23 protein-coding genes and 1 pseudogene are annotated in these 23,322 nt (G+C 64.8%); 15 read left to right on the top strand and 9 right to left on the bottom strand.

Annotation, left to right across the window (positions count from 1 at the left end; translation table 11 throughout):
* Positions 1 to 43 precede the first annotated feature (43 nt).
* Entirely contained in the window at positions 44 to 1,612 is a 1,569-nt protein-coding gene (locus CAG41_RS01530) for a phospholipase D family protein (protein ID WP_085706646.1), read from the top strand.
* Between the two features lie 39 nt (positions 1,613 to 1,651).
* Here CAG41_RS01530 and CAG41_RS01525 read toward each other — a convergent pair whose 3' ends face one another.
* The gene (locus CAG41_RS01525; RefSeq protein ID WP_085578935.1) at positions 1,652 to 2,797 is read right to left on the bottom strand and encodes an MFS transporter; all 1,146 of its coding nucleotides are present in this window, start codon (positions 2,795 to 2,797) and stop codon (positions 1,652 to 1,654) included.
* 182 nt (positions 2,798 to 2,979) lie between these two features.
* On the bottom strand, positions 2,980 to 4,473 hold the full coding sequence (locus CAG41_RS01520; protein ID WP_085578937.1) for an aldehyde dehydrogenase: 1,494 nt from the start codon (positions 4,471 to 4,473) through the stop codon (positions 2,980 to 2,982).
* A gap of 236 nt (positions 4,474 to 4,709) precedes the next feature.
* Here CAG41_RS01520 and CAG41_RS01515 point away from each other — a divergent pair, with 236 nt between their 5' ends.
* On the top strand, positions 4,710 to 5,072 hold the full coding sequence (locus CAG41_RS01515) for a cupin domain-containing protein (RefSeq protein WP_085578939.1): 363 nt from the start codon (positions 4,710 to 4,712) through the stop codon (positions 5,070 to 5,072).
* Between the two features lie 173 nt (positions 5,073 to 5,245).
* On the opposite strand, the gene rpmG is transcribed toward CAG41_RS01515, so the two are convergent.
* Both rpmG and rpmB read right to left on the bottom strand, forming a co-directional pair.
* Positions 5,246 to 5,401, bottom strand: coding sequence for a 50S ribosomal protein L33 (rpmG, locus tag CAG41_RS01510; RefSeq protein WP_003177274.1), 156 nt, complete (start codon positions 5,399 to 5,401; stop codon positions 5,246 to 5,248).
* Positions 5,402 to 5,412: 11 nt separating this feature from the next.
* Positions 5,413 to 5,646, bottom strand: coding sequence for a 50S ribosomal protein L28 (rpmB, locus tag CAG41_RS01505; RefSeq protein WP_085578941.1), 234 nt, complete (start codon positions 5,644 to 5,646; stop codon positions 5,413 to 5,415).
* Between the two features lie 446 nt (positions 5,647 to 6,092).
* On the opposite strand from rpmB, the gene CAG41_RS01500 reads away from it, so the two are divergent.
* Positions 6,093 to 7,679 (top strand): ABC transporter substrate-binding protein, encoded by a 1,587-nt coding sequence (locus tag CAG41_RS01500; protein WP_085638556.1) that lies wholly within the window; start codon positions 6,093 to 6,095, stop codon positions 7,677 to 7,679.
* Between the two features lie 131 nt (positions 7,680 to 7,810).
* Here CAG41_RS01500 and radC read toward each other — a convergent pair whose 3' ends face one another.
* Positions 7,811 to 8,485 carry a DNA repair protein RadC gene (radC, locus tag CAG41_RS01495; RefSeq protein WP_085578945.1) on the bottom strand — a complete coding sequence of 225 codons (675 nt, stop codon included), beginning with the start codon at positions 8,483 to 8,485 and terminating at the stop codon, positions 7,811 to 7,813.
* 136 nt (positions 8,486 to 8,621) lie between these two features.
* Between radC and coaBC the strand changes: the two genes are divergently transcribed.
* From coaBC to argB, 4 genes and pseudogenes are all read left to right on the top strand, one after another.
* Positions 8,622 to 9,830, top strand: coding sequence for a bifunctional phosphopantothenoylcysteine decarboxylase/phosphopantothenate--cysteine ligase CoaBC (coaBC, locus tag CAG41_RS01490; RefSeq protein ID WP_085655890.1), 1,209 nt, complete (start codon positions 8,622 to 8,624; stop codon positions 9,828 to 9,830).
* A gap of 5 nt (positions 9,831 to 9,835) precedes the next feature.
* A complete protein-coding gene (dut, locus tag CAG41_RS01485) occupies positions 9,836 to 10,291 on the top strand; it encodes a dUTP diphosphatase (RefSeq protein WP_085578949.1) in 456 nt (151 codons plus the stop codon).
* A 175-nt stretch (positions 10,292 to 10,466) separates the two neighbouring features.
* Positions 10,467 to 11,870 (top strand): annotated as a pseudogene (locus CAG41_RS01480) (phosphomannomutase/phosphoglucomutase); the annotation flags it as partial.
* Between the two features lie 17 nt (positions 11,871 to 11,887).
* Positions 11,888 to 12,793: an acetylglutamate kinase gene (gene argB / locus CAG41_RS01475; RefSeq protein WP_085630201.1), complete on the top strand. Its 906-nt coding sequence runs from the start codon at positions 11,888 to 11,890 to the stop codon at positions 12,791 to 12,793.
* Between the two features lie 105 nt (positions 12,794 to 12,898).
* On the opposite strand, the gene pyrE is transcribed toward argB, so the two are convergent.
* Positions 12,899 to 13,543 carry an orotate phosphoribosyltransferase gene (pyrE, locus tag CAG41_RS01470; RefSeq protein ID WP_085630203.1) on the bottom strand — a complete coding sequence of 215 codons (645 nt, stop codon included), beginning with the start codon at positions 13,541 to 13,543 and terminating at the stop codon, positions 12,899 to 12,901.
* Between the two features lie 82 nt (positions 13,544 to 13,625).
* Here pyrE and CAG41_RS01465 point away from each other — a divergent pair, with 82 nt between their 5' ends.
* The gene (locus CAG41_RS01465; protein ID WP_007920349.1) at positions 13,626 to 14,405 is read left to right on the top strand and encodes an exodeoxyribonuclease III; all 780 of its coding nucleotides are present in this window, start codon (positions 13,626 to 13,628) and stop codon (positions 14,403 to 14,405) included.
* An 85-nt stretch (positions 14,406 to 14,490) separates the two neighbouring features.
* On the opposite strand, the gene CAG41_RS01460 is transcribed toward CAG41_RS01465, so the two are convergent.
* Positions 14,491 to 14,859: a DUF4870 domain-containing protein gene (locus CAG41_RS01460; protein WP_085630205.1), complete on the bottom strand. Its 369-nt coding sequence runs from the start codon at positions 14,857 to 14,859 to the stop codon at positions 14,491 to 14,493.
* A gap of 28 nt (positions 14,860 to 14,887) precedes the next feature.
* The gene (rph, locus tag CAG41_RS01455) at positions 14,888 to 15,610 is read right to left on the bottom strand and encodes a ribonuclease PH (RefSeq protein ID WP_085578959.1); all 723 of its coding nucleotides are present in this window, start codon (positions 15,608 to 15,610) and stop codon (positions 14,888 to 14,890) included.
* Positions 15,611 to 15,879: 269 nt separating this feature from the next.
* Between rph and CAG41_RS01450 the strand changes: the two genes are divergently transcribed.
* From CAG41_RS01450 to CAG41_RS01425, 6 genes are all read left to right on the top strand, one after another.
* Positions 15,880 to 16,743 (top strand): YicC/YloC family endoribonuclease, encoded by an 864-nt coding sequence (locus CAG41_RS01450; protein WP_085578961.1) that lies wholly within the window; start codon positions 15,880 to 15,882, stop codon positions 16,741 to 16,743.
* 10 nt (positions 16,744 to 16,753) lie between these two features.
* Positions 16,754 to 17,374 (top strand): guanylate kinase, encoded by a 621-nt coding sequence (gene gmk, locus CAG41_RS01445; RefSeq protein WP_085578963.1) that lies wholly within the window; start codon positions 16,754 to 16,756, stop codon positions 17,372 to 17,374.
* Positions 17,375 to 17,541: 167 nt separating this feature from the next.
* On the top strand, positions 17,542 to 17,808 hold the full coding sequence (gene rpoZ / locus CAG41_RS01440) for a DNA-directed RNA polymerase subunit omega (protein ID WP_085578965.1): 267 nt from the start codon (positions 17,542 to 17,544) through the stop codon (positions 17,806 to 17,808).
* 57 nt (positions 17,809 to 17,865) lie between these two features.
* Positions 17,866 to 19,971: a bifunctional GTP diphosphokinase/guanosine-3',5'-bis pyrophosphate 3'-pyrophosphohydrolase gene (spoT, locus tag CAG41_RS01435; RefSeq protein WP_085578967.1), complete on the top strand. Its 2,106-nt coding sequence runs from the start codon at positions 17,866 to 17,868 to the stop codon at positions 19,969 to 19,971.
* A 24-nt stretch (positions 19,972 to 19,995) separates the two neighbouring features.
* On the top strand, positions 19,996 to 20,376 hold the full coding sequence (locus tag CAG41_RS01430) for a RidA family protein (protein WP_065258184.1): 381 nt from the start codon (positions 19,996 to 19,998) through the stop codon (positions 20,374 to 20,376).
* Between the two features lie 73 nt (positions 20,377 to 20,449).
* Positions 20,450 to 21,190, top strand: coding sequence for a hypothetical protein (locus CAG41_RS01425; RefSeq protein WP_085578969.1), 741 nt, complete (start codon positions 20,450 to 20,452; stop codon positions 21,188 to 21,190).
* Between the two features lie 131 nt (positions 21,191 to 21,321).
* Here CAG41_RS01425 and CAG41_RS01420 read toward each other — a convergent pair whose 3' ends face one another.
* Positions 21,322 to 22,179 (bottom strand): NAD-dependent epimerase/dehydratase family protein, encoded by an 858-nt coding sequence (locus tag CAG41_RS01420; protein ID WP_085638563.1) that lies wholly within the window; start codon positions 22,177 to 22,179, stop codon positions 21,322 to 21,324.
* 187 nt (positions 22,180 to 22,366) lie between these two features.
* Here CAG41_RS01420 and exbB point away from each other — a divergent pair, with 187 nt between their 5' ends.
* Positions 22,367 to 23,320: a tonB-system energizer ExbB gene (exbB, locus tag CAG41_RS01415; RefSeq protein WP_085706644.1), complete on the top strand. Its 954-nt coding sequence runs from the start codon at positions 22,367 to 22,369 to the stop codon at positions 23,318 to 23,320.
* Positions 23,321 to 23,322 lie beyond the last annotated feature (2 nt).

The raw sequence follows: 23,322 nt of genomic DNA, 5'->3' as shown, positions 1-23,322 counted from the left end.
GCGTCCATATGCCCATCACCTCCGCCATCCGGAACGATCCCACGTGAGCTTCAGACAGCCCCTGTCCGTTCTGCTGTTGCTGACCGCGCTGCTGGGCGGCTGCGCAACCCTCGACGCTCCCCGCGAGCCGAGCCAGGCGCTGCCGGCGTCGGCGTCCGCCTTCGGCCGCTCGATCCAGGCCCAGGCCGCGCCGCACAACGGCCAGTCGGGCTTCCGGCTGCTGTCCAACAGCACCGAAGCCTTCACCGCACGCGCCGAGCTGATCCGCAACGCGCAGAGCAGCCTCGACCTGCAGTACTACATCGTCCACGACGGCGTCAGCACGCGGATGCTGGTGGACGAACTGCTCAAGGCCGCCGACCGGGGCGTGCGGGTGCGGATCCTGCTGGACGACACCACCAGCGACGGCCTCGACCTGGTCATCGCCACGCTCGCGGCCCATCCGCAGATCCAGATCCGCCTCTTCAACCCGCTGCACCTGGGCCGCAGCACCGGCGTCACCCGGGCGGCGGGCCGGCTGTTCAACCTGTCGCTGCAGCACCGGCGCATGCACAACAAGCTGTGGCTGGCGGACAACGCCGCCGCCATCGTCGGCGGGCGCAACCTGGGGGACGAGTATTTCGATGCCGAGCCCAACCTGAACTTCACCGACATCGACATGCTCAGCGTGGGCCCGGTGGCGCAGCAGTTGGGGCACAGCTTCGACCAGTACTGGAACAGCGCCCTGAGCCGGCCGGTCGACGAGTTCCTCTCCAGCCGGCCGACGGCCAAGGACCTGCAGAACACCCGCACCCGCCTGGAAGAATCCCTGGAAGACACCCGCAAGCAGAACCACGCGCTGTACCGGCAACTGAAGACCTACAGCACCGACCCGCGCATGGACATCTGGCGCCGCGAGCTGATCTGGGCCTGGAACCAGGCGCTGTGGGATGCGCCGAGCAAGGTGCTGGCCAAGGACAAGCCCGATCCGCAGTTGCTGCTGACCACCCAACTGGCGCCGGAACTGAAGGGCGTCAGCCAGGAACTGATGATGATTTCCGCCTACTTCGTGCCGGGCCAGCCGGGGCTGGTGTACCTGACCGGGCGCGCCGATGCCGGCGTCTCGGTGAGCCTGCTGACCAACGCGCTGGAGGCCACCGACGTGCCGGCGGTGCACGGCGGCTATGCGCCGTACCGCAAGGCGCTGCTGGAGCACGGCGTCAGGCTCTTCGAACTGCGCCGCCAGCCCGGCGCCACCGGCGGCAGCGGGCCGCGCCTGTTCTACGGGCCGTCCTCCCGGGGTTCGGACTCGAGCCTGCACAGCAAGGCGATGATCTTCGACGGCAAGAAAGCGTTCATCGGATCGTTCAACTTCGACCCGCGCTCGGTGCTGTGGAACACCGAGGTCGGCGTGCTGGTGGACAGCCCGGCCCTGGCCGCCCATGTGCGGGAACTGGCGCTGCAGGGCATGGCGCCGGCGCTGAGCTACGAAGCGAAGCTGGAGGACGGCAAGGTGGTGTGGGTGACCGAGGACGACGGCAAGCTGCACACCCTGACCCAGGAACCGGGGAGCTGGTGGAGACGGTTCAATGCCTGGTTCAGCACCACCGTGGGCCTTGAGCGGATGCTTTAGGCCCGCCCCTGTGGCGGCCTCGCCACAGGGGGCGATCAGTCAGGCCGGCTCGGCCACCTTGCCGAACGCCCCCTGGCGCATCAGCAGGATCACCAGGCCGAACGCCCCGACCGCCATCAGCAGCGGCAGCGCGTGCCCGCTGATCCACTGGCTGCCCGCGCCTGCCGCCAGCGGCCCCACCAGGCAGCCGATGCCCCACAGCTGCGCGATGTGCGCGTTGGCCCGCACCAGCGCATCGTCACGGTAACGCTCGCCGACCAGGATCAGCGACAGCGTGAACAGACCGCCCGCGCTGGCCCCGAACAGCACCCACAGCGGCCAGATCAGCAAGGTGTCGATCAACAGCGGAATCGCCAGGCTCGACAGCAGCAGCACCATGGCGCAGCCGGTGAACAGCGTGCGCCGGGACAGCCGGTCCGCCAGCGCGCCGATCGGCAGTTGCAGCAACGCGTCGCCGACCACCACGGTGCTGACCATCGCCAGCGCGATTTCCGCCGTGAAGCCCTGGCGCAGGCAATACACCGGCAGCAGCGTCAGGATCATCGCCTCGAACGCGGCGAACAGCGACACGGCCCAGGCGATCGCCGGCAGTTCCCGGCCAAATCCCAACAAATCGCCGAAGGTCACGCTGCTGGCCTCGCTGCTCGGCGCCCCGCTGCGGCCGAGCAACAGCAGGGGCGCAGCGGTCAGCAGGCCCACGCCGACCCAAAAGCCATAATCGTGCTCGGTGCCCAGCGCCCCCAACAGCAGCGGCCCGGACAGTTGGCTCAGCGCGTAGCTGCTGCCGTACAGAGCCACCAGTCGCCCGCGCCAATGCTCGACCACCAATTGGTTGATCCAGCTCTCGCCGAGGATGAACACGATGGTCAGGATCACGCCGATCATCAGCCGCAGCGCCAGCCACACCGGGTAGCTGGGCAGCAGCGCCAGCAGGCCGATGGACAGCGCCCCGCCCCACAGGCACAGGCGCATCAGGTTCGCCGTGCCCAGGCGCGCCGCCAGATGGCTGGACACCTTCGCCCCCAGCAGCACGCCGATGGCCGGCATCGCCGCCATCACACCGATGGCGAAGGAGCCGTAGCCCCAGCCCTCCAGCCGCAACGACACCAGCGGCATGCTGACGCCCAGGGCCAGGCCGACACTCAAGACAGACGCCAACACGGCGAAATACGTCGCCCAACGCATGTTCCACGCTCCTGTGGATATTGTTATGTGCACCGCAAAACCAATGTGGGAGCGGGCTTGCCCGCGATGGCGGTGGGTCAGACACAAAAATGCCGACTGACACACCGCCATCGCGGGCAAGCCCGCTCCCACAAGGGATCTCTGCTGTTTCGGGGGTCTGACGGGCAGGCCCCCTCAACGGTTCACAGCTTGATCCAGGTCGCCTTGAGCTCGGTGTATTTGTCGAACGCATGCAGCGACTTGTCGCGGCCGTTGCCCGACTGCTTGAAGCCGCCGAACGGTGCGGTCATGTCGCCACCGTCGTACTGGTTGACCCACACGCTGCCGGCCCGCAGGGCCTTGGCGGTCAGGTGCGCCTTGGAAATGTCCTGGGTCCACACCGCCGCCGCCAGGCCGTACGGCGTGTCGTTGGCGATGCGCACCGCCTCCTCGGCGGTGTCGAAGGTGATGACCGACAGCACCGGTCCGAAGATCTCTTCCTGGGCGATCTTCATCGCGTTGCTCACGCCGTCGAAGATCGTCGGCTCGACGTAGGTGCCGCCGGTCTCCTGCAGGGTGCGCTTGCCGCCGACCACCAGCTTGGCGCCGTCGGCGTGGCCGGCTTCGATGTAGGACAGCACCGTGTTCATCTGCTGGGTATCCACCAGCGCACCGACGTTGGTGGCCGGATCCAGCGGGTTGCCCGGCTTCCAGGCCTTCAGGGCCTCGATCACCATCGGCAGGAATTTGTCCTTGATCGAACGCTCGACCAGCAGCCGCGAACCGGCGGTGCACACTTCGCCCTGGTTGAAGGCGATGGCGCTGGCGGCGGACTCGGCGGCGGCCTGCAGGTCCGGCGCGTCGGCGAACACGATGTTCGGGCTCTTGCCGCCGGCCTCCAGCCACACGCGCTTCATGTTCGATTCGCCGGCGTAGATCATCAGTTGCTTGGCGATCTTGGTCGAACCGGTGAACACCAGGGTGTCGACGTCGTTGTGCAGGGCCAGGGCCTTGCCGACGGTGTGGCCATAGCCCGGCAGCACGTTGAGCACGCCTTTCGGGATGCCGGCCTCGACCGCCAGGGCGGCGATGCGGAGGGCGGTCAGCGGGGATTTCTCCGACGGCTTGAGGATCACCGAGTTGCCGGTCGACAGGGCCGGGCCCAGTTTCCAGCAGGCCATCAGCAGCGGGAAGTTCCACGGCACGATGGCGCCGACCACGCCCACCGGCTCACGGGTCACCAGGCCCAGCTGATCGTGCGGGGTGGCGGCGACTTCGTCGTAGAGCTTGTCGATGGCCTCGCCGCTCCAGCTCAGCGCCTGCGCCGCGCCGGGAACGTCGATGTACAGCGAGTCGCTGATCGGCTTGCCCATGTCGAGGGTCTCGAGCAGGGCCAGCTCTTCGGCGTGCTGCTTGAGCAGGCCGGCGAAACGGATCATGGCGGCCTTGCGCTTGGTCGGCGCCAGGCGCGACCAGACACCGGAATCGAAGGTGGCGCGGGCGTTCTCCACGGCGCGCTGGGCGTCGGCGGCGTCACAGCTGGCGATCTTGCCCAGCAGACGGCCATCGACCGGGCTGATGCACTCGAAGGTCTCGCCCGAGGCGGCGTCGGTGTACTCGCCATTGAGGTAGGCGCGGCCTTCGATCTTCAGGTCGCGGGCGCGTTGTTCCCAGTCGGCACGAGTCAGGGTGGTCATTCGAGTGTCCTCCTCTTGTTGGATGCGGGCGCCGCGCTCTTCGCGGCCGTCCTCAGGAATTCTGCCCGGCCAGCCTGCATTTCGGCCAAGGGCACCCGCCACCCTAAACCAGTGGCCGGGTTTGTTTCAATATATTTGACATAAGGCCGCGATACGACCTTGCGGTGTTCAATTTAATAAACATAGACTTTGGCCCTTTCCAATCCATCGCGTCGCCACCACAGGAGACAACAACAATGAACATCCAGAACGTCGTCGACATCAGCCAGACCGCCAGCGAAGCCGAACGCTACCGGCCGGATCCGGCCAAGGTGCTCAAGGGCGACCCCGAGCAGGCGGTGTTCAACCAGTACGACAGCCCTTGCGGGCAAATGAACGTCGGCGTGTGGGAAGGCGCGGTCGGGCAATGGACGGTGAACTACACCGAGCACGAGTACTGCGAGATCCTGCAAGGGGTGTCGGTGCTGCGCGACAGCGACGGCAACGCCAAGACCCTGCGCGTCGGCGACCGCTTTGTGATTCCGGCCGGTTTCCGGGGCACCTGGGAAGTGCTGGAGGCGTGCCGCAAGATCTATGTGATCTTCGAGCAGAAGGCCTGAGGATCTGCGCCCCTTTAGCTGACGCCAGCAGGCTGGCTTCCACAGGGAACACCACACAGATCCACGGTGTGGGCTTGCCCGCGAAGGGGCCCGGACCGGCAACCCAAAACCGGGGCAACAAAAAAGGCCCGTATCGTGAGATACGGGCCTTTTTCGTCGGTCGGAAAAATCAATTACTTGATTTTGCCTTCCTTGTAGATCACGTGCTTGCGAACAACCGGATCATATTTCTTGATCTCGATTTTGTCCGGGGTAGTACGCTTGTTCTTGTCGGTAGTGTAGAAGTGACCAGTACCGGCGCTCGAGATCAAACGAATCAATTCACGCATGATTAGCTCCCTTAAATCTTGCCGTCGCGGCGAAGTTCGGCCAGCACGACATCAATGCCGCGCTTGTCGATGATACGCATGCCTTTGGCAGATACGCGCAGACGCACGAAACGTTTCTCGGACTCAACCCAGAAGCGGTGATGCTGCAGGTTTGGCAGGAAACGACGACGGGTTTTGTTGTTTGCGTGGGAAATGTTATTCCCGGTTACCGGACCCTTACCGGTAACTTGACATACTCTAGACATGCCTCAGCCCTCTAAAACCACATGCCCAACCCGGCATGGGTTGGCCGCTTAATCTCTAGTCATTGTGGCGCCAGGCGCCGCGATTCTTTAGAGGTCTTACCGGCTACACCTACAAGCGAAGGAACCGGGCCCCTAGAAAAGAGCGCTGCTTTATACCAGAAAGACCCGAGAGCAACAACAATCGGTGTGCAATCAATTGGCAAAAAGCCGGAATTTGCCCCTGCGGACGCTTTGGATTAAGGCTGTCGAGGATTTCGACCGCTCGTCGCACAAAAGCGGCGATGCCGGCGATCCGCTCCCCCGGCCCCGCCCTCCACCGCCAAAACCCCGCAAACCCGGCCCTGAAATTGCAAAAAGGGATAGTCATTTGCAACCGTGCCCACTAGGGTAGGCCTTTTCCAGACTGCACTTGCAGATGGGCCTCCGATCTGTAAAGGAATCTGACCATGCGCCTCGCTGCCCTCCCCCTTTTGCTCGCTCCGCTGCTGCTGAGCCCCCTCGCCCAGGCCGCCGCCCTGAGCGTCTGCACCGAGGCCAGCCCCGAAGGGTTCGACGTGGTGCAGTACAACTCGCTGACCACCACCAACGCCTCCGCCGACGTGCTGATGAACCGTCTGGTGGACTTCGACACCGCCAGCGGCAAGGTCGTCCCGAGCCTCGCCGAAAGCTGGGACGTCAGCACCGACGGGCTGACCTATGTGTTCAAGCTGCGTGCGCAGGTGAAGTTCCACAGCACCGACTACTTCAAGCCGACCCGCGACCTGAGCGCCGAAGACGTCAAGTTCAGCTTCGACCGCATGCTCGACCCGGCCAACCCGTGGCACCAGGTGGCCCAGAGCGGCTTCCCCCATGCCCAGTCGATGCAGCTGCCGGCGCTGATCAAGAAGATCGACGCCCTGGATCCTTTGACCGTGCGCTTCACCCTCGACCATCCGGACTCGACCTTCCTGGCGACCCTGAGCATGGGCTTCGCCTCGATCTACTCCGCCGAGTACGCCGACCGGCTGCTCAAGGCCGGCGCGACGGACAAGCTCAACAGCCAGCCGGTGGGCACCGGCCCGTTCGTGTTCACCCGCTTCCAGAAGGACGCCTCGGTTCGCTACAAGGCCAACCCGGACTACTTCGGCGGCAAGCCGGCGGTGGATCCGCTGATCTTCGCCATTACCCCGGACGCCAACGTGCGCCTGCAGAAGCTGCGGCGCAACGAATGCCAGATCGCCCTGTCGCCCAAACCGCTGGACGTACAGGCGGCGAAACAGGAGCCGACACTCAAAGTAGAAAAGACCGACGCGTTCATGACCGCTTTCGTCGGCATCAACAGCCAGCATCCGCCGCTGGACAAGCCGGAAGTGCGCCAGGCGATCAACCTCGCCTTCGACAAGGCCAACTACCTCAAGGCCGTGTTCGAAGACACCGCCGAGGCCGCCAACGGCCCCTACCCGCCCAACACCTGGAGCTACGCGAAGAACCTGCCCGGCTACGCCCACGACGTGGACAAGGCCAAGGCGCTGATGGCCAAGGCCGGCCTGAAGGACGGTTTCCAGACCACCATCTGGACGCGCCCGTCCGGCAGCCTGCTCAACCCCAACCCGAGCCTCGGCGCGCAGTTGCTGCAGTCGGACCTGGCGGAGATCGGCATCCAGGCGGAAATCCGCGTGATCGAATGGGGCGAGCTGATCCGTCGGGCCAAGGCCGGCGAACACGACCTGCTGTTCATGGGCTGGGCGGGCGACAACGGCGACCCGGACAACTTCCTCACGCCGCAGTTTTCCTGTGCGGCGGTCAAGTCCGGCACCAACTTCGCCCGGTACTGCAACGCCGACCTGGACCGCTTGATCAGCGCCGGCAAGACCACCAGCGAGCAAGGTGTGCGCAGCAAGCTCTACGAACAGGCGCAGGCCCTGATCCAGCAACAGGCCCTGTGGCTGCCGCTGGCGCACCCGACCGCCTTCGCGCTCACACGCAAGGATGTGCAGGGTTACTCGGTGAGCCCGTTCGGGCGGCAGGACTACGCCAAGGTCACCCTGAAATAGCAGACACAACCCCGCCCCTGTAGGAGCAAGCCTGCTCGCGATGGCGCCGTGTCAGTCAACATCGATGTTGATCGATCTGCCATCGCGAGCAGGCTCGCTCCCACAGTGGACTGCGCTGATTCCGTGCGCAGCTACATCCAGCCGCACTCCGCCATCGACAGCGGCTCGCCCTCGCCGACGATGAAGTGATCGAGCACCCGCACATCGATCAGCTCCAGTGCCTTCTGCAGCCGCTTGGTCAGCACGCGATCCGCCTCGCTGGGGTCGGTATTTCCCGACGGGTGGTTGTGGCACAGGATCACCGCCGCCGCGTTATTGGCCAGAGAGCGCTTCACTATCTCCCGAGGATGCACGGCCGTGTTGTCGATGGAGCCGCGAAACAGCGTCTCGAAGGTCAGCACCTGGTGCTTGGAGTCCAGGAACAGGCAGCCGAACACCTCGTGCGGCTCGTGGCGCAACATGGCCTTGAGGTAATCGCGCACGACCTGCGGGCTCTCCAGCGCCGGCTTGCGCCGCATGCGTTCCGCCAAGTGCCGACGCCCCATCTCCAGCACGGCCTGCAACTGGGCGAACTTCGCCGGCCCCAGCCCCAATTGTCCGCTGAAGGCGTTCAGGTCAGCCTCCAGCAAGAAACGCAGGCTGCCGAATTGATTCAACAGGTGTCGCGCCAGATCCACCGCGCTTTTTCCGGACACGCCGGTGCGCAGAAAGATCGCCAGCAGTTCGGCGTCCGAAAGGCTCGCGGAGCCCTGCTCAAGTAGCTTTTCCCGCGGCCTTTCCGCCGCCGGCCAATCGCGAATACTCATACACATTCCTTGTCTGTGGGCGCCGCTGTTCCATAGCGGACGCTGTGATATCGTAGCCCATCTTTTTTGGCGGTCGGCCCGCCCCTGGGGAGGGGGGTGCCGCACCGCTACCATCCATGAAATGAAAGGCAGACCTATGCAGCGGCTGTATCGGAAACGCATCGTTCTGGGCGTCGGCGGCGGCATCGCGGCCTATAAAAGCGCCGATCTGGTTCGCCGCCTGATCGACCAGGGCGCCGAAGTGCGCGTGGTCATGACCCGCGGCGGCAGCGAATTCATCACCCCGCTGACCATGCAGGCCCTGTCCGGGCACCCGGTGCACCTCGACCTGCTCGACCCTGCCGCCGAAGCCGCGATGGGCCACATCGAACTGGCCAAATGGGCCGACCTGGTGCTGATCGCCCCGGCCACCGCCGACCTGCTGGCCCGCCTGGCCCAAGGCATCGCCAATGACCTGCTGACCACCCTGGTGCTGGCCACCGACGCCATCGTCGCCGTGGCCCCGGCCATGAACCAGGCCATGTGGCGCGACCCGGCCACCCAGGCCAACCTGCAGCTCCTGGAAAGCCGCGGCCTGAAGACCTTCGGCCCGGCGTCCGGCAGCCAGGCCTGCGGCGACGTCGGCATGGGCCGGATGATGGAAGCCACCGACCTGGCCCAATGCGCGGCGGACTGTTTCCAGCGTCAGGCGCTGACCGGCAAGCACGTGGTCATCACCGCCGGCCCGACCCAGGAAAACATCGACCCGGTGCGCTACATCACCAACCACAGCTCCGGGAAAATGGGCTTCGCCCTGGCCGAAGCGGCGGTGGAGGCCGGCGCCCGCGTGACCCTGATCAGCGGCCCGGTGCACCTGCCGACCCCGGACCGCGTCACCCGCATCGACGTGGTCAGCGCCCGGGACATGCTCGCGGCCTGCGAAGCCGCGATGCCTTGCGACATCTTCATCGCCTCGGCAGCGGTCGCGGACTACCGCCCGGAAGTCGTGGCCCCGCAAAAACTCAAGAAAGACCCTACGAGCGGCGACGGTTTCGTCCTGCAAATGGTACGTAACCCGGACATCCTGGCCACCATCGCCACCCGTCCCGACCGTCCGTTCAGTGTCGGCTTCGCCGCCGAGACCGAACACCTGCTCGACTACGCTGCACGCAAACTCAAGGACAAGAATCTCGACCTGATCGTCGCCAACGACGTCGCCAACCCGAGCATCGGCTTCAACAGCGAAGAGAACGCCTGCAGCGTCATCGACCGTGGGCTGCACGCCACGGTCTTCGCCCAGACCAGCAAGGGCAAGATCGCCCGCCAACTGGTCACATTCATCGCCGAACGGCTGAACCAGGTTTAATTTACATGCACGCTTTGCAAGCCAAGATCCTCGACCCACGCATCGGCACCGAATTCCCGCTGCCGCAATACGCCACGCCCGGCTCCGCCGGCCTCGACCTGCGCGCCATGCTGGAACAGGACACCGTGATCAAGCCGGGCGAGACCGTGCTGATCCCCACCGGCCTGTCGGTGTACATCGGCGACCCGAACCTCGCCGCGCTGATCCTGCCGCGCTCCGGCATGGGCCATAAGCACGGCATCGTGCTGGGCAACCTGGTCGGCCTGATCGACTCCGACTACCAGGGCCCGCTGATGGTCTCCTGCTGGAACCGCGGCCAGACCGACTTCACCATGACCGTCGGCGAACGCCTGGCGCAACTGGTGCTGGTGCCGGTGGTGCAGGCGCATTTCGAGATGGTCGAGGAGTTCGTCGAGACCGAACGCGGCACCGGCGGTTTCGGCCATACCGGCACCAAGTGACCGTTCGTGGCGAGGGAGTCGGCCCCCTCGCCACAGCAAGCGGCCACGCCGGGCGGGGCGTCATGGCCCTTTCATACCACGAACTCTCTGCGGAAAACGCCGTCATACCCTTCAGTTTGAGCCTGCCGCCGAGTGAGTCGCCGGCGCGTCCAGCCACTTTCGAGATGGAGCATTTCCGCCGATGAGCACCCCCGCCCAAGTAGCACCGAAGCTTCCCGACAGCATTTTCCGCGCGTATGACATCCGCGGCACCGTGCCGGAATTCCTCAACGCCGAAACGGCCTACTGGATCGGCCGCGCCGTCGGCTCGCAGAGCCTGGCCCAAGGCGAGCCGAACGTGTCCGTCGGCCGCGACGGGCGCCTGTCCGGCCCGGAACTGGTCGCCCAACTGATCAAAGGCATCGCCGACAGCGGCTGCCACGTCAGCGACGTCGGCCTGGTGCCGACCCCGGTGCTGTACTACGCCGCCAACGTGCTGGCCGGCAAGTCCGCGGTGATGCTCACCGGCAGCCACAATCCGTCGAACTACAACGGCTTCAAGATCATGATCGCCGGCGACACCCTCGCCAACGAGCAAATCCAGGCCCTGCACGAGCGCCTCAAGACCGGCGACCTGAGCAGCGGCCAGGGCAGCGTGACCCAGGTCGAGATCCTCGACCGCTACACCACCGAAATCGTCCGGGACATCAAGCTGGCCCGACGCATGAAAGTCGTGGTCGACTGCGGCAACGGCGCGGCCGGCGTGATCGCCCCGCAACTGATCGAAGCGCTGAACTGCGAAGTGATCCCGCTGTTCTGCGAAGTGGACGGCCACTTCCCCAACCACCACCCGGATCCGGGCAAGCCTGAGAACCTCGTCGACCTGATCGCCAAGGTCAAGGAAACCGGCGCCGACCTGGGCCTGGCCTTCGACGGCGACGGCGACCGCGTCGGCGTGGTGACCGACGCTGGCAGCATCGTGTTCCCGGATCGCCTGCTGATGCTGTTCGCCCGCGACGTGCTGGCGCGCAACCCGGACGCAGAGATCATCTTCGACGTCAAATGCACCCGCCGCCTCATCCCGCTGATCAAGGAATACGGCGGCCGGTCGCTAATGTGGAAGACCGGTCACTCGTTGATCAAAAAGAAGATGAAACAATCCGGCGCCCTGTTGGCCGGCGAAATGAGCGGGCATATCTTCTTCAAGGAGCGCTGGTTCGGCTTCGACGACGGCATCTATAGCGCCGCGCGGCTGCTGGAGATCCTCAGCCAGGAGAAATCCACCGCCGAAGCGCTGTTCGCGACCTTCCCGAACGATGTTTCGACGCCGGAAATCAATATCCATGTGACCGAAGAGAGCAAATTCAGCATCATTGATGCACTGCACGACGCACAGTGGGGCCCAGGCGCGGACCTGACCACCATCGACGGCGTGCGGGTCGACTACGCCAAAGGCTGGGGCCTGGTACGCGCATCCAACACCACACCGGTGCTGGTGCTGCGTTTCGAGGCCGATGACGAGGCAGAACTTGCACGCATCAAGGCTGTGTTCCATGCCCAGCTGAAACGCGTTGCACCTGATCTCCAACTACCGTTCTGATTCACCCGGAGCCCTGAATGACCCTCGAACGCGATGCCGCCGCCCAAACCGCCAAGGTCCTGTCCGAAGCGCTGCCTTACATCCGACGTTATGTCGGCAAGACCCTGGTGATCAAATACGGCGGCAACGCGATGGAAAGCGAGGAGCTGAAGACCGGCTTCGCCCGCGACATCGTGCTGATGAAGGCCGTGGGCATCAACCCGGTGGTCGTGCACGGCGGCGGCCCGCAGATCGGCGATCTGCTCAAGCGCCTGTCCATCGAAAGCCACTTCGTCGACGGCATGCGCGTCACTGACGCCGCCACCATGGACGTGGTGGAAATGGTGCTCGGCGGCCAGGTCAACAAGAGCATCGTCAACCTGATCAACCGGCATGGCGGCAGCGCCATCGGCCTGACCGGCAAGGACGCCGAGCTGATCCGCGCGAAAAAGCTCAACGTCACCCGCCAGACCCCGGAGATGACCACCCCGGAAATCATCGACATCGGCCATGTGGGCGAAGTGGTCGGGATCAACACCGACCTGCTGAACCTGCTGGTCAAGGGCGATTTCATCCCGGTGATCGCGCCGATCGGCGTCGGTGAGAACGGCGAGTCGTACAACATCAACGCCGACCTGGTGGCCGGCAAGGTCGCCGAAGCGCTGAAGGCCGAGAAACTGATGCTGCTGACCAACATCGCCGGCCTGATGGACAAGGAAGGCAAGGTACTGACCGGCCTGAGCACCCAGCAAGTCGACGCGCTGATCGCCGACGGCACCATCTACGGCGGCATGTTGCCGAAGATCCGCTGCGCGCTGGAAGCGGTGCAGGGCGGCGTGGGCAGCTCGCTGATCATCGACGGCCGCGTGCCGAATGCGATCCTGCTGGAAATCTTCACCGACACCGGTGTGGGCACCCTGATCAGCAACCGCAAGCGTTCTTAAGCGCTCACGCAAACGAAAAGACCCCGCTCAGCCTGGCTGAGCGGGGTCTTTTTTTGCCTCAGATCCCTGCAGGAGCGAGCCTGCCCGCGCCTGCAAGGAACCCGTTCAAACGCCGAACTGGGCGCGGTAGGCCTCGACGGCCGGCAGGTGCTGCTTGAGCTGCGGGTCGTCGGCCAGGAATTCCAGCACCTGGTTCAGCGACACGATGCTGATCACCGGGATGCCGAAGTCACGCTCGACTTCCTGGATCGCCGACAGCTCGCCGTTGCCGCGCTCCTGGCGGTTCAGGGCGATCAGCACGCCGGCCGCCTTGGCGCCTTCCTGGGACGCGATGATCTGCATCACTTCGCGGATCGCGGTGCCGGCGGTGATCACGTCGTCGATGATCAGCACGTCGCCGGTCAGCGGCGCGCCGACCAGGCTGCCGCCCTCGCCGTGGGCCTTGGCTTCCTTGCGGTTGAAGCACCATGGCAGGTCGCGGCCGTGGTGTTCGGCCAGCGCGACGGCGGTGGTGGCCGCCAGCGGGATGCCTTTGTAGGCCGGGCCGAAGAGGACGTCGAAGGAAATGCCGCTGTCGGCGATGGCCGCCGCGTAGAAACGGCCCAGCTGGGCCAGCGCGGAACCTGAGTTGAACAGGCCGGCGTTGAAGAAGTAAGGACTGGTGCGCCCGGACTTCAGGGTGAACTCACCGAAGCGCAAAACGCCGCGATCGATGGCAAAACGAATGAAATCGCGCTGATACGCTTGCATGAAAAAAACCCCAAATACCACGGATTTAGCTAATTAGCTTGACGCCGTGTATCATACACGCACGCGATTTTTGGGGCCATTTATGCGGATCATCAGTGTGAACGTCAATGGTATTCAGGCTGCAGTCGAGCGAGGTTTGCTCAGTTGGCTGCAGGCTCAGAATGCCGACGTCATCTGCCTGCAGGACACCCGTGCCTCCGCCTTTGAACTGGACGACCCAGCCTTCCAACTGGACGGCTACTTCCTTTATGCCTGCGACGCCGAAGTTCCCGCCCAAGGCGGTGTGGCTTTGTACTCGCGGTTGCAACCGAAGGCTGTCATCAGCGGTCTCGGTTTCGAGACGGCCGACCGCTACGGGCGCTACCTGCAAGCAGATTTCGACAAAGTCAGTATTGCCACCTTGCTGCTTCCTTCGGGGATGAACGGCGATGAGGACTTGAACCAGAAGTTCAAGCTCATGGACGACTTCGGCAAGTACCTGGACAAACAGCGGCGCAAACGTCGCGAGTACATCTATTGTGGCTCGCTGTACGTGGCGCAGCAGAAGCTCGACATCAAGAACTGGCGCGACAGCCAGCAATCCCCGGGCTTCCTGGCGCCGGAACGCGCCTGGATGGACGAGATCGTCGGCAACATGGGTTATGTCGACGCCTTGCGCGAAGTCAGCCGCGAAGGCGACCAGTACAGCTGGTGGCCGGACAACGAACAGGCCGAGATGCTCAACCTCGGCTGGCGCTTCGACTACCAGATCCTGACCCCGGGCTTGCGTCGCTTCGTGCGCAGCGCACGCCTGCCGCGTCAGCCACGGTTCTCGCAGCACGCGCCGCTGATCGTGGACTACGACTGGACGCTGACCATCTGAGCGCCTTTTCGCAGCCTCAAAAAAACCGACATCGCTGTCGGTTTTTTTGTGCCTGAAGGCTTTGCCCGGCGGGAACCGTCGATCGTTACTTGATCAGGCGCCAGGTGAACGGATACCGGTAGGCGATCCCTTCGTTGGCCTTCACCCCGCCGATGATCGTCAGCACCAGCGCGCCGATGGCCAGCAGGCCGAACAGCACGAAGCCGATGATCAGCACCATCAGCAGGAAGCAGACCATCGAGGCGATCGCCACGGTGATCTGGAAGTTCAGCGCTTCCTTGCCCTGGGCATCGATGAACGAATCGGTCTCGCGCTTCATCTGCCACAGGATCAGCGGCCCGATCAGCGTGCCGAACGGCACCCAGATCCCCAGCAGGGCGGACAAGTGACAAAACATGGCCCACTGGCGCACCTCGTGGCTCGGCCTGGGCTGCAGCTCTTGTTCGTCACTCATCGCATCCTCCTTGGGGTCGCCCGGCGGCTCAGTCGGCCAGCGCCGCCTTCTGCAGTTCGAAGATCTCGGTCATGCCCTTCTTGGCCAGCTCCAGCATGGCGGTCAGTTCCTCAGGCTGGAACGGCGCGCCTTCGGCGGTGCCCTGCACTTCGATGAAGCCGCCGGTGCCGGTCATCACCACGTTCAGGTCGGTCTCGGCGGCGGAGTCCTCAAGATAGTCCAGATCCAGCACCGGCTCGCCCTGGTACATGCCCACAGAAACGGCGCCGACCATCTGCTTGAGCGGGTCGCCGCCCTTCAGGCCGCCGCGCTTCTTGATCACCTTCAGCGCATCGACCAGCGCGACCATGGCGCCGGTGATCGACGCGGTGCGGGTGCCGCCGTCGGCCTGGATCACGTCGCAGTCGACGTACAGGGTGACATCGCCCAGCTTGGACATGTCCAGGGCCGCGCGCAGGGAACGGCCGATCAGGCGCTGGATCTCCAGGGTGCGCCCGCCCTGCTTGCCGCGGCTGGCCTCGCGCTGGTTACGCTCGCCGGTGGAGCGCGGCAGCATGCCGTACTCGGCGGTCAGCCAGCCCTGGCCCTGGCCCTTGAGGAATCGCGGCACGCCGTTTTCGACGCTGACGGTGCAGATGACCTTGGTATCACCGAATTCGACCAGTACCGATCCCTCGGCATGCTTGGTGTAGTTGCGGGTAATGCGGATCGAGCGGAGCTGATCGGCAGCGCGACCACTTGGACGTTTCATAGGAGATACCTGTACTGGGGACGGAAAACTGCGGAGCATTATAGGGCCGTGCACCGCGCCTGGGCAGTCGTCAAAAATGCCCGCCGACGACCGAGGGCCCTGCAACGCCTGTCCCCGACGGCCTGCAGCCCTTTGTCACAGCGTGTGTTTGGGCGCATCCGCCGCACTGCGCTACAATCCTGCGCCTTTGCTGCCAGTCGGCTTACATTCATTGAGAGCGATGAGGCGGAACGCAGGTTCCGCACCGTTCTGCATTGCGAGGTACCACCATGGTGCACAGCATGACCGCCTTCGCCCGCGTCGAGAAAGCCGGCGTCCAGGGCACCCTGAGCTGGGAACTGCGCTCGGTCAACAGCCGCTACCTGGAACCGCACCTGCGCCTGCCGGAGTCCTTCCGCGACCTCGAAGGCGCCGTGCGCGAAGCGCTGCGCCAGGGCCTGTCGCGGGGCAAGCTGGAATGCACCCTGCGCTTCACCGAAGAAAGCACCGGCAAACCGTTGCAGGTGGACCGCGAGCGCGCTGCGCAACTGGTCGCCGCCGCCGAGACCGTCGCCGGCCTGATCAAGAACCCCGCCGCCCTGAACCCGCTGGAAGTGCTGGCCTGGCCGGGCGTGCTGGTCGCCGACGCCAGCGATCCGCAGGCGCTCAACGCCGAGGCGCTGGCCCTGTTCAACCAGGGCCTGAAGGAGCTCAAGGCCGGCCGCGAGCGCGAAGGCGCGGAGCTGGCCCGGTTGATCGACGACCGCCTGACCTCCATCGAAGAAGACGTATCGACCCTGCGCGAACTGGTTCCGCAGATGCTCGCCACCCAGCGCCAGAAGGTCCTGGACCGCTTCGCCGACATGAAGGCCGAGCTGGATCCGCAGCGCCTGGAGCAGGAAATGGTCATGCTCGCGCAAAAGAGCGACGTGGCCGAAGAACTGGATCGCCTGAGCACCCACATCATCGAAGTCCGCCGCGTGCTCAAGTCCGGCGGCGCGGCCGGGCGGCGCCTGGACTTCCTGATGCAGGAGCTCAACCGCGAAGCCAACACACTGGGCTCCAAGGCCTTCGACCCGCGCAGCACCCAGGCGGCGGTCAACCTCAAGGTGTTGATCGAGCAGATGCGCGAACAAGTGCAGAACATTGAGTAAGGCTATTCCCATGACCCACAGCACCGGCACCCTTTACATCATTTCCGCCCCCTCGGGCGCGGGCAAGAGCAGCCTGGTCAAGGCGCTGACCGACGCCAACCCGGAAATCCGCGTATCGATCTCCCACACCACCCGCGCCATGCGTCCGGGCGAGGTGGACGGCGTGAACTACCACTTCGTGACCCGCGAAGCGTTCGTGAAGATGGGCGAACACGGCGATTTCCTCGAACGTGCCGAAGTGTTCGGCAACTTCTACGGCACCTCGCAAAGCCGCCTGCAGCAGACCCTGGACGAAGGTCATGACCTGATCCTGGAAATCGACTGGCAAGGCGCCGAACAAGTGCGCAAGCTGATGCCCCAGGCCCGCTCGATCTTCATCCTGCCGCCTTCGCTGCAAGCCCTGCACCAGCGCCTGACCAACCGCGGCCAGGACAGCGACGAGATCATCGACGGACGCATGCGCGAGGCGGTCAGCGAGATGAGCCACTACGTCGAATACGACTACGTGATCATCAACGACGATTTCGCCCATGCGCTGGACGACCTGAAAGCGATTTTCCGCTCCAACCAGCTGCTGCAGAAACGCCAGCAAGTGCGTTTCGGCAAACTGTTGGCCGAACTGCTCGGTTGACCGGCTCTTCCCAAACGCGCCGCAAGGGCTTTACATTGGCACTTGCAGCGCGTTGAAGGGTCTGGTCAAAAAATCAGCGCTTCCCTAATCGCTGGTGTTTTTTTAAACTGCCGAGTCCGCTCGCCCATCCGGGCACCGCGCATATCGCATTTGCTACGAGGAAGACCATGGCCCGCGTAACCGTTGAAGACTGCCTAGAACACGTGGATAACCGCTTTGAGCTGGTCATGCTCTCGACCAAGCGTGCCCGTCAATTGGCAACCGGCGGCAAAGAGCCGAAGGTCGCATGGGAAAACGACAAGCCTACCGTCGTCGCCCTGCGTGAAATCGCCGAAGGCATCGTGACCCCTGAATTCATCGCCGCCGAAGAAATCGTCACCGAAGACCCGGTCTTCGCTGCATTTACCGAGGACGAGTCCAACGAGGCCGTCTAAGCCTATGCCTGGTCGACGTAGCACGGCGCGGGAACACAGCTTGCGGCAGGAGTCATCATGCCGAGCATAGACGCCCTCGCCGATCGCTTATCGGCCTACCTCGGCCAGGACCAGGTCAACCTGGTCCGCCGGGCCTACTTCTACGCCGAACAGGCCCACGACGGCCAGCGCCGCCGCAGCGGCGAGGCGTACGTCACGCACCCGCTCGCGGTCGCGAGCATCCTTGCCGACATGCACATGGACCATCAGAGCCTGATGGCCGCGATGCTGCATGACGTGATCGAAGACACCGGCATCGCCAAAGAGGCGCTGCAGGCGCAGTTCGGCGAAACCGTGGCCGAACTGGTCGACGGGGTCAGCAAACTGACCCAGATGAACTTCGAGACCAAGGCCGAAGCCCAGGCCGAGAACTTCCAGAAGATGGCCATGGCCATGGCGCGCGACATCCGCGTGATCCTGGTCAAGCTGGCCGACCGCCTGCACAACATGCGCACCCTGGAAGTGCTCTCCGGCGAGAAGCGCCGGCGGATCGCCAAGGAAACCCTGGAGATCTACGCCCCCATCGCCAACCGGCTGGGCATGCACTCGGTCCGCGTGGAGTTCGAAGACCTCGGCTTCAAGGCCATGCACCCGATGCGTTCCGCGCGGATCTACCAGGCGGTCAAGCGCGCCCGGGGCAACCGCAAGGAAATCGTCAACAAGATCGAAGAGTCCCTGAGCCACTGCCTGGCCATCGACGGCATCCAGGGCGAGGTCAGCGGCCGCCAGAAGCACCTCTACGGCATCTACAAGAAAATGCGCGGCAAGCGCCGGGCCTTCAACGAGATCATGGACGTGTACGCGTTCCGGATCATCGTCGACAAGGTCGACACCTGCTACCGCGTGCTGGGTGCCGTGCACAACCTGTACAAGCCGCTGCCGGGGCGCTTCAAGGACTACATCGCGATCCCCAAGGCCAACGGCTACCAGTCGCTGCACACCACGCTGTTCGGCATGCACGGCGTGCCCATCGAGATCCAGATCCGCACCCGCGAGATGGAAGAGATGGCCAACAACGGCATCGCCGCGCACTGGCTGTACAAGTCCAGCAGCGACGAACAGCCCAAAGGCACCCACGCCCGCGCCCGCCAATGGGTCAAAGGCGTGCTGGAAATGCAGCAACGCGCCGGCAACTCGCTGGAATTCATCGAAAGCGTGAAGATCGACCTGTTCCCGGACGAGGTCTATGTGTTCACGCCCAAAGGCCGGATCATGGAGCTGCCCAAAGGCTCCACCGCCGTCGACTTCGCCTACGCGGTGCACACCGACGTCGGCAACAGCTGCATCGCCTGCCGGATCAACCGCCGCCTCGCCCCGCTGTCCGAACCGCTGCAGAGCGGCTCCACGGTCGAGATCGTCAGCGCCCCCGGCGCTCGGCCGAACCCGGCGTGGCTCAACTTCGTGGTCACCGGCAAGGCCCGCACCCACATCCGCCATGCGCTCAAGCTGCAGCGCCGCTCCGAATCCATCAGCCTGGGCGAGCGTCTGCTGAACAAGGTGCTGAACGGTTTCGACAGCTCGCTGGAGAACATCTCCGCCGAGCGGATCCAGGCCATGCTCGCCGAGTACCGCCTGGAGCTGATCGAAGACCTGCTCGAAGACATCGGCCTGGGCAACCGCATGGCCTATGTGGTGGCCCGCCGCCTGCTCGGCGAGGACGAACAGCTGCCGGCGCCGGAAGGCCCGCTGGCGATCCGCGGCACCGAGGGCCTGGTGCTCAGCTACGCCAAATGCTGCACGCCGATCCCCGGCGACCCGATTGTCGGTCACCTGTCGGCGGGCAAAGGCATGGTCGTGCACCTGGACAACTGCCGCAACATCAGCGAAATCCGCCACAACCCGGAAAAATGCATCCAGCTCTCGTGGGCCAAGGATGTCAGCGGCGAATTCAACGTCGAGCTGCGGGTCGAGCTGGAGCACCAGCGCGGCCTGATCGCGCTGCTGGCCAGCAGCGTCAACGCCGCCGACGGCAACATCGAGAAAATCAGCATGGACGAACGCGACGGCCGCATCAGCGTCGTCCAGCTGGTGGTCAGCGTCCACGACCGCGTGCACCTGGCCCGCGTGATCAAGAAACTGCGCGCCCTGGCCGGGGTGATCCGCATCACCCGCATGCGCGCCTAAGCCCGCCATCACAAGGAGTCATACATGACCAAGACCGTTATCAGCAGCGACAAGGCCCCGGCCGCCATCGGCACCTACTCCCAGGCGATCAAGGCCGGCAACACCGTGTACATGTCGGGCCAGATCCCGCTGGACCCGAAAACCATGGAACTGGTCGAAGGCTTCGAAGCCCAGACCGTCCAGGTGTTCGAGAACCTGAAGGCCGTGGCCGAAGCGGCCGGCGGTTCGTTCAAGGACATCGTCAAGCTGAACATCTTCCTCACCGACCTGAGCCACTTCGCCAAGGTCAACGAGATCATGGGCAAGTATTTCGAACAGCCGTACCCGGCCCGCGCCGCCATCGGCGTCGCCGCCCTGCCTAAGGGTTCGCAGGTCGAAATGGATGCCATCCTGGTCATCGAGTAATGCGCACGGCGCAGCGTGCGAACGCTGCGCCGACTGCTTTGCCGTCAAGAAAAGGTTTCGAAAGGATTTCTCCATGCGCAAAGCGCTTGCTCTCTCGCTGCTCGCCGTTTTCCTCGGCGGCTGCGCCAGCGACCCTGCCGACCGCGACATCAGCGGCACCTGGATCAACCAGACCGCCATCGACGCGGCCGCAAAAGGCGGCCCCCTGCGCGAAGCGCTGCAGGCCTACGGCCCGAACCTGGAATGGGACGTCAACACCCGCGCCGGCCAGGCCCGCTACACCAACGGTTTCGAGAATGTCGAAGGACGCTTGCAGGGCGAGCAGTCCGGCGCGTGGAAAATCGACTTCTACGGCGGTTCCGGCAGCGAGCTGAAGCGCGACGGCAGCCAGATGAAACAGGCCGCCACCGAAAACGAACCGGAACAGCTGTTCGACCGCGCCCAGATCCCGGTGCCGGACGGCGCGCCCATCGGCGCCAGCTTCGAACGCGCCCTGTACTCGGCCTACCTGGGCGGCAACTGGACCATCGCCAGCGGCCAGGGCGAAGGCAGCACCGTGCAGTTCCAGGCCGACGGCCAGGTCTCCGGCCTGCCCGGCGCCGACCGCTACGCCCTGTGCCTGGCAGGCGACTGCGCGTCGATGAACAGCGACCACGACAGCATGTGGCTGCAGCTCAACGGCCAAGGCAACAACTGGATCTTTGCGCGCAAGGGCAAGGAACTGGAGATCTTCCAGGCGGTGAACACCGCGCTGGCGGACGAACAGCCGCAGTTCACCCCGGGTGAGCGCAAGTGGCTGCTCGAGAAGCAGTGACCCGCTTCTGAATCCCGGCGCCGCCCTCACTGCCGCCATCGCCAGCAGGCTGGCTCCTACAGGAATTTCGGTCGATCGCAGCATCTGCGGCTGCCGCTGAACCCTGTGGCGCCAGCCTGCTGGCGTTGGGGTCAGCAGCGCCCTTCAAGAATGGCAGCGTAGCCTTCGCGATAGCTCGGATAGGTCGGCGCCCAACCCAGGGCTTTGGCCCGGGCGTTGCTGCACCGCTTGCTGCCGGTGCGGCGCACGCTGGCGTCCTCGGCCCATTCGGTGACGCCCAGGTACTCGCGCAGCCAGGCCACGACCTCGGCCAACGGCGCCGGCGCGTCATCGACGCCGATGTACACCTCATCCAGCGCCGCCCCGCCACGATCCGCCTCCAGCAGGAACGCCAGCAGTCCGGCCGCGTCGTCCGCATGGATGCGGTTGCCGTACAGCGGCGGCTCGACCGCCACCCGATAGCCGCGACGCACCTGGGTCAGCAGCCATTCCCGGCCGGGGCCGTAGATCCCGGTCAGGCGCACGGTACTGGCCGGGATGCCGCTGCCGAACGCCACCTGCTCGGCCTCCAGCATCACCCGCCCCGAATAGCCGGCTGCGACCGTCTCGGCGCCTTCATCGACCCACTCCCCGTCCTGCTGCCCGTACACGCTGCTGCTGGAGACGAACAGAATTCGCTTGGGCCGCTGGCCGTGCTGCTTCAGCCAACCCAGCACATGCCGCAGGCCCTCGACGTAGGCGGCGCGGTAGCCGGCCTCATCATGCTCGGTGGCGGCCGCGCTGAACACCAGATAGTCCAGCGAACCAGTCGGCCAACCGGCCGGACAGGCCTCGCCGAACAGGTCGCCCGCCACCCCGAGCACCCCCGCCGGCAAACGGGAAACCGTGCGGCGCAGGCCGTAGACCTGCCATCCGCCGCCGAGCAATTGCGTGGCCAGACGACCGCCGACATCACCGCAACCGGCGATCAAAACAGAAGGCGCAGACATCGAAAAACTCCTATCGGAAAGAACCAGACTAGCCTCGGCGACTGACGAGAGGCTAGCAATGCAGGAAAAAAAGCAACTCTATTACTTCTGTTAACAAGAATTACTTGCAATAATGCACGCCACTTTGTTCTCGGCCTTTCGAGGCCTGGAAGAGCATCACCGTTTTTCTACTTCAGGTCCGGCCAGCATGACACGCATTCAAACCTCCGCTTCGCCAACCAACCGACCTCGCGCCTGGCGCGCCGCGGCAGCCCTGCTGCTCAGCCTGATGCTGGCGCCGGTCGCCGCGTTCGCCGACACCCAGGCCACCCCTGCCGCCACCGAGCAGGCCGCGCCAGCCGCCCCTGCCGCAGCGCCAGCCGCCACCGACGCGATCCAGGCCGTTGATGCCGGCGCCGCCGACCAACCGGAAGTCCTCGAAGCGGACAACACCCTGGGCATGGCCCACGACCTGTCGCCCTGGGGCATGTACCAGAACGCCGACGCGGTCGTTAAGTCCGTGATGATCGGCCTGGCCCTCGCCTCGATCCTCACCTGGACCATCTGGATCGCCAAGGGCTTCGAGCTGATGGGCGCCAAGCGCCGTCTGCGCGGCGAGATCGCCAGCCTGAAGAAAGCCGCCTCCCTCAAGGAAGCCAGCGTATCCGCCGCGAAGGAAGGCACCCTGGCCAACCTGCTGGTGCACGACGCCCTGGAAGAAATGCGCCTGTCGGCCAACGCCCGCGAAAAGGAAGGCATCAAGGAACGCGTCAGCTTTCGCCTTGAGCGTCTGGTGGCCGCCTGCGGCCGCAACATGAGCAACGGCACCGGCGTGCTCGCCACCATCGGTTCCACCGCGCCGTTCGTCGGCCTGTTCGGCACCGTGTGGGGCATCATGAACAGCTTCATCGGCATCGCCAAGACCCAGACCACCAACCTTGCCGTCGTCGCGCCGGGCATCGCCGAAGCGCTGCTGGCCACCGCAATGGGCCTGGTGGCAGCGATCCCGGCGGTCGTCATCTACAACGTGTTCGCCCGCTCCATCGCCGGCTACAAGGCCCAGGTGTCCGACGCGTCGGCTCAGGTGCTGCTGCTGGTCAGCCGCGACCTCGACCACCAGCCTGAGCGCAGCTCGCAACCGCACATGGTGAAAGTGGGGTAACC

The sequence above is a fragment of the Pseudomonas sp. B35(2017) genome, assembly GCF_002113645.1.
GTDB classification, from domain to species: domain Bacteria; phylum Pseudomonadota; class Gammaproteobacteria; order Pseudomonadales; family Pseudomonadaceae; genus Aquipseudomonas; species Aquipseudomonas ekonensis.
Note: the sequence above shows the minus strand (reverse complement) of the source record. Positions and strands in the feature narration are given on the sequence as shown.

Coding starts and splice junctions, on each gene's coding strand:
- CAG41_RS01520 (WP_085578937.1), bottom strand. CDS start 4,473: ATGACCACCCTGACTCGTGCCGACTGGGAACAACGCGCCCGCGACCTG.
- rpmG (WP_003177274.1), bottom strand. CDS start 5,401: ATGCGTGAATTGATTCGTTTGATCTCGAGCGCCGGTACTGGTCACTTC.
- CAG41_RS01425 (WP_085578969.1), top strand. CDS start 20,450: ATGCGCAAAGCGCTTGCTCTCTCGCTGCTCGCCGTTTTCCTCGGCGGC.
- rpoZ (WP_085578965.1), top strand. CDS start 17,542: ATGGCCCGCGTAACCGTTGAAGACTGCCTAGAACACGTGGATAACCGC.
- CAG41_RS01525 (WP_085578935.1), bottom strand. CDS start 2,797: ATGCGTTGGGCGACGTATTTCGCCGTGTTGGCGTCTGTCTTGAGTGTC.
- CAG41_RS01465 (WP_007920349.1), top strand. CDS start 13,626: ATGCGGATCATCAGTGTGAACGTCAATGGTATTCAGGCTGCAGTCGAG.
- rpmB (WP_085578941.1), bottom strand. CDS start 5,646: ATGTCTAGAGTATGTCAAGTTACCGGTAAGGGTCCGGTAACCGGGAAT.
- CAG41_RS01460 (WP_085630205.1), bottom strand. CDS start 14,859: ATGAGTGACGAACAAGAGCTGCAGCCCAGGCCGAGCCACGAGGTGCGC.
- radC (WP_085578945.1), bottom strand. CDS start 8,485: ATGAGTATTCGCGATTGGCCGGCGGCGGAAAGGCCGCGGGAAAAGCTA.
- argB (WP_085630201.1), top strand. CDS start 11,888: ATGACCCTCGAACGCGATGCCGCCGCCCAAACCGCCAAGGTCCTGTCC.
- spoT (WP_085578967.1), top strand. CDS start 17,866: ATGCCGAGCATAGACGCCCTCGCCGATCGCTTATCGGCCTACCTCGGC.
- CAG41_RS01515 (WP_085578939.1), top strand. CDS start 4,710: ATGAACATCCAGAACGTCGTCGACATCAGCCAGACCGCCAGCGAAGCC.
- dut (WP_085578949.1), top strand. CDS start 9,836: ATGCACGCTTTGCAAGCCAAGATCCTCGACCCACGCATCGGCACCGAA.
- CAG41_RS01420 (WP_085638563.1), bottom strand. CDS start 22,179: ATGTCTGCGCCTTCTGTTTTGATCGCCGGTTGCGGTGATGTCGGCGGT.
- exbB (WP_085706644.1), top strand. CDS start 22,367: ATGACACGCATTCAAACCTCCGCTTCGCCAACCAACCGACCTCGCGCC.
- pyrE (WP_085630203.1), bottom strand. CDS start 13,543: ATGCAAGCGTATCAGCGCGATTTCATTCGTTTTGCCATCGATCGCGGC.
- coaBC (WP_085655890.1), top strand. CDS start 8,622: ATGCAGCGGCTGTATCGGAAACGCATCGTTCTGGGCGTCGGCGGCGGC.
- CAG41_RS01430 (WP_065258184.1), top strand. CDS start 19,996: ATGACCAAGACCGTTATCAGCAGCGACAAGGCCCCGGCCGCCATCGGC.
- CAG41_RS01450 (WP_085578961.1), top strand. CDS start 15,880: ATGGTGCACAGCATGACCGCCTTCGCCCGCGTCGAGAAAGCCGGCGTC.
- rph (WP_085578959.1), bottom strand. CDS start 15,610: ATGAAACGTCCAAGTGGTCGCGCTGCCGATCAGCTCCGCTCGATCCGC.
- CAG41_RS01500 (WP_085638556.1), top strand. CDS start 6,093: ATGCGCCTCGCTGCCCTCCCCCTTTTGCTCGCTCCGCTGCTGCTGAGC.
- gmk (WP_085578963.1), top strand. CDS start 16,754: ATGACCCACAGCACCGGCACCCTTTACATCATTTCCGCCCCCTCGGGC.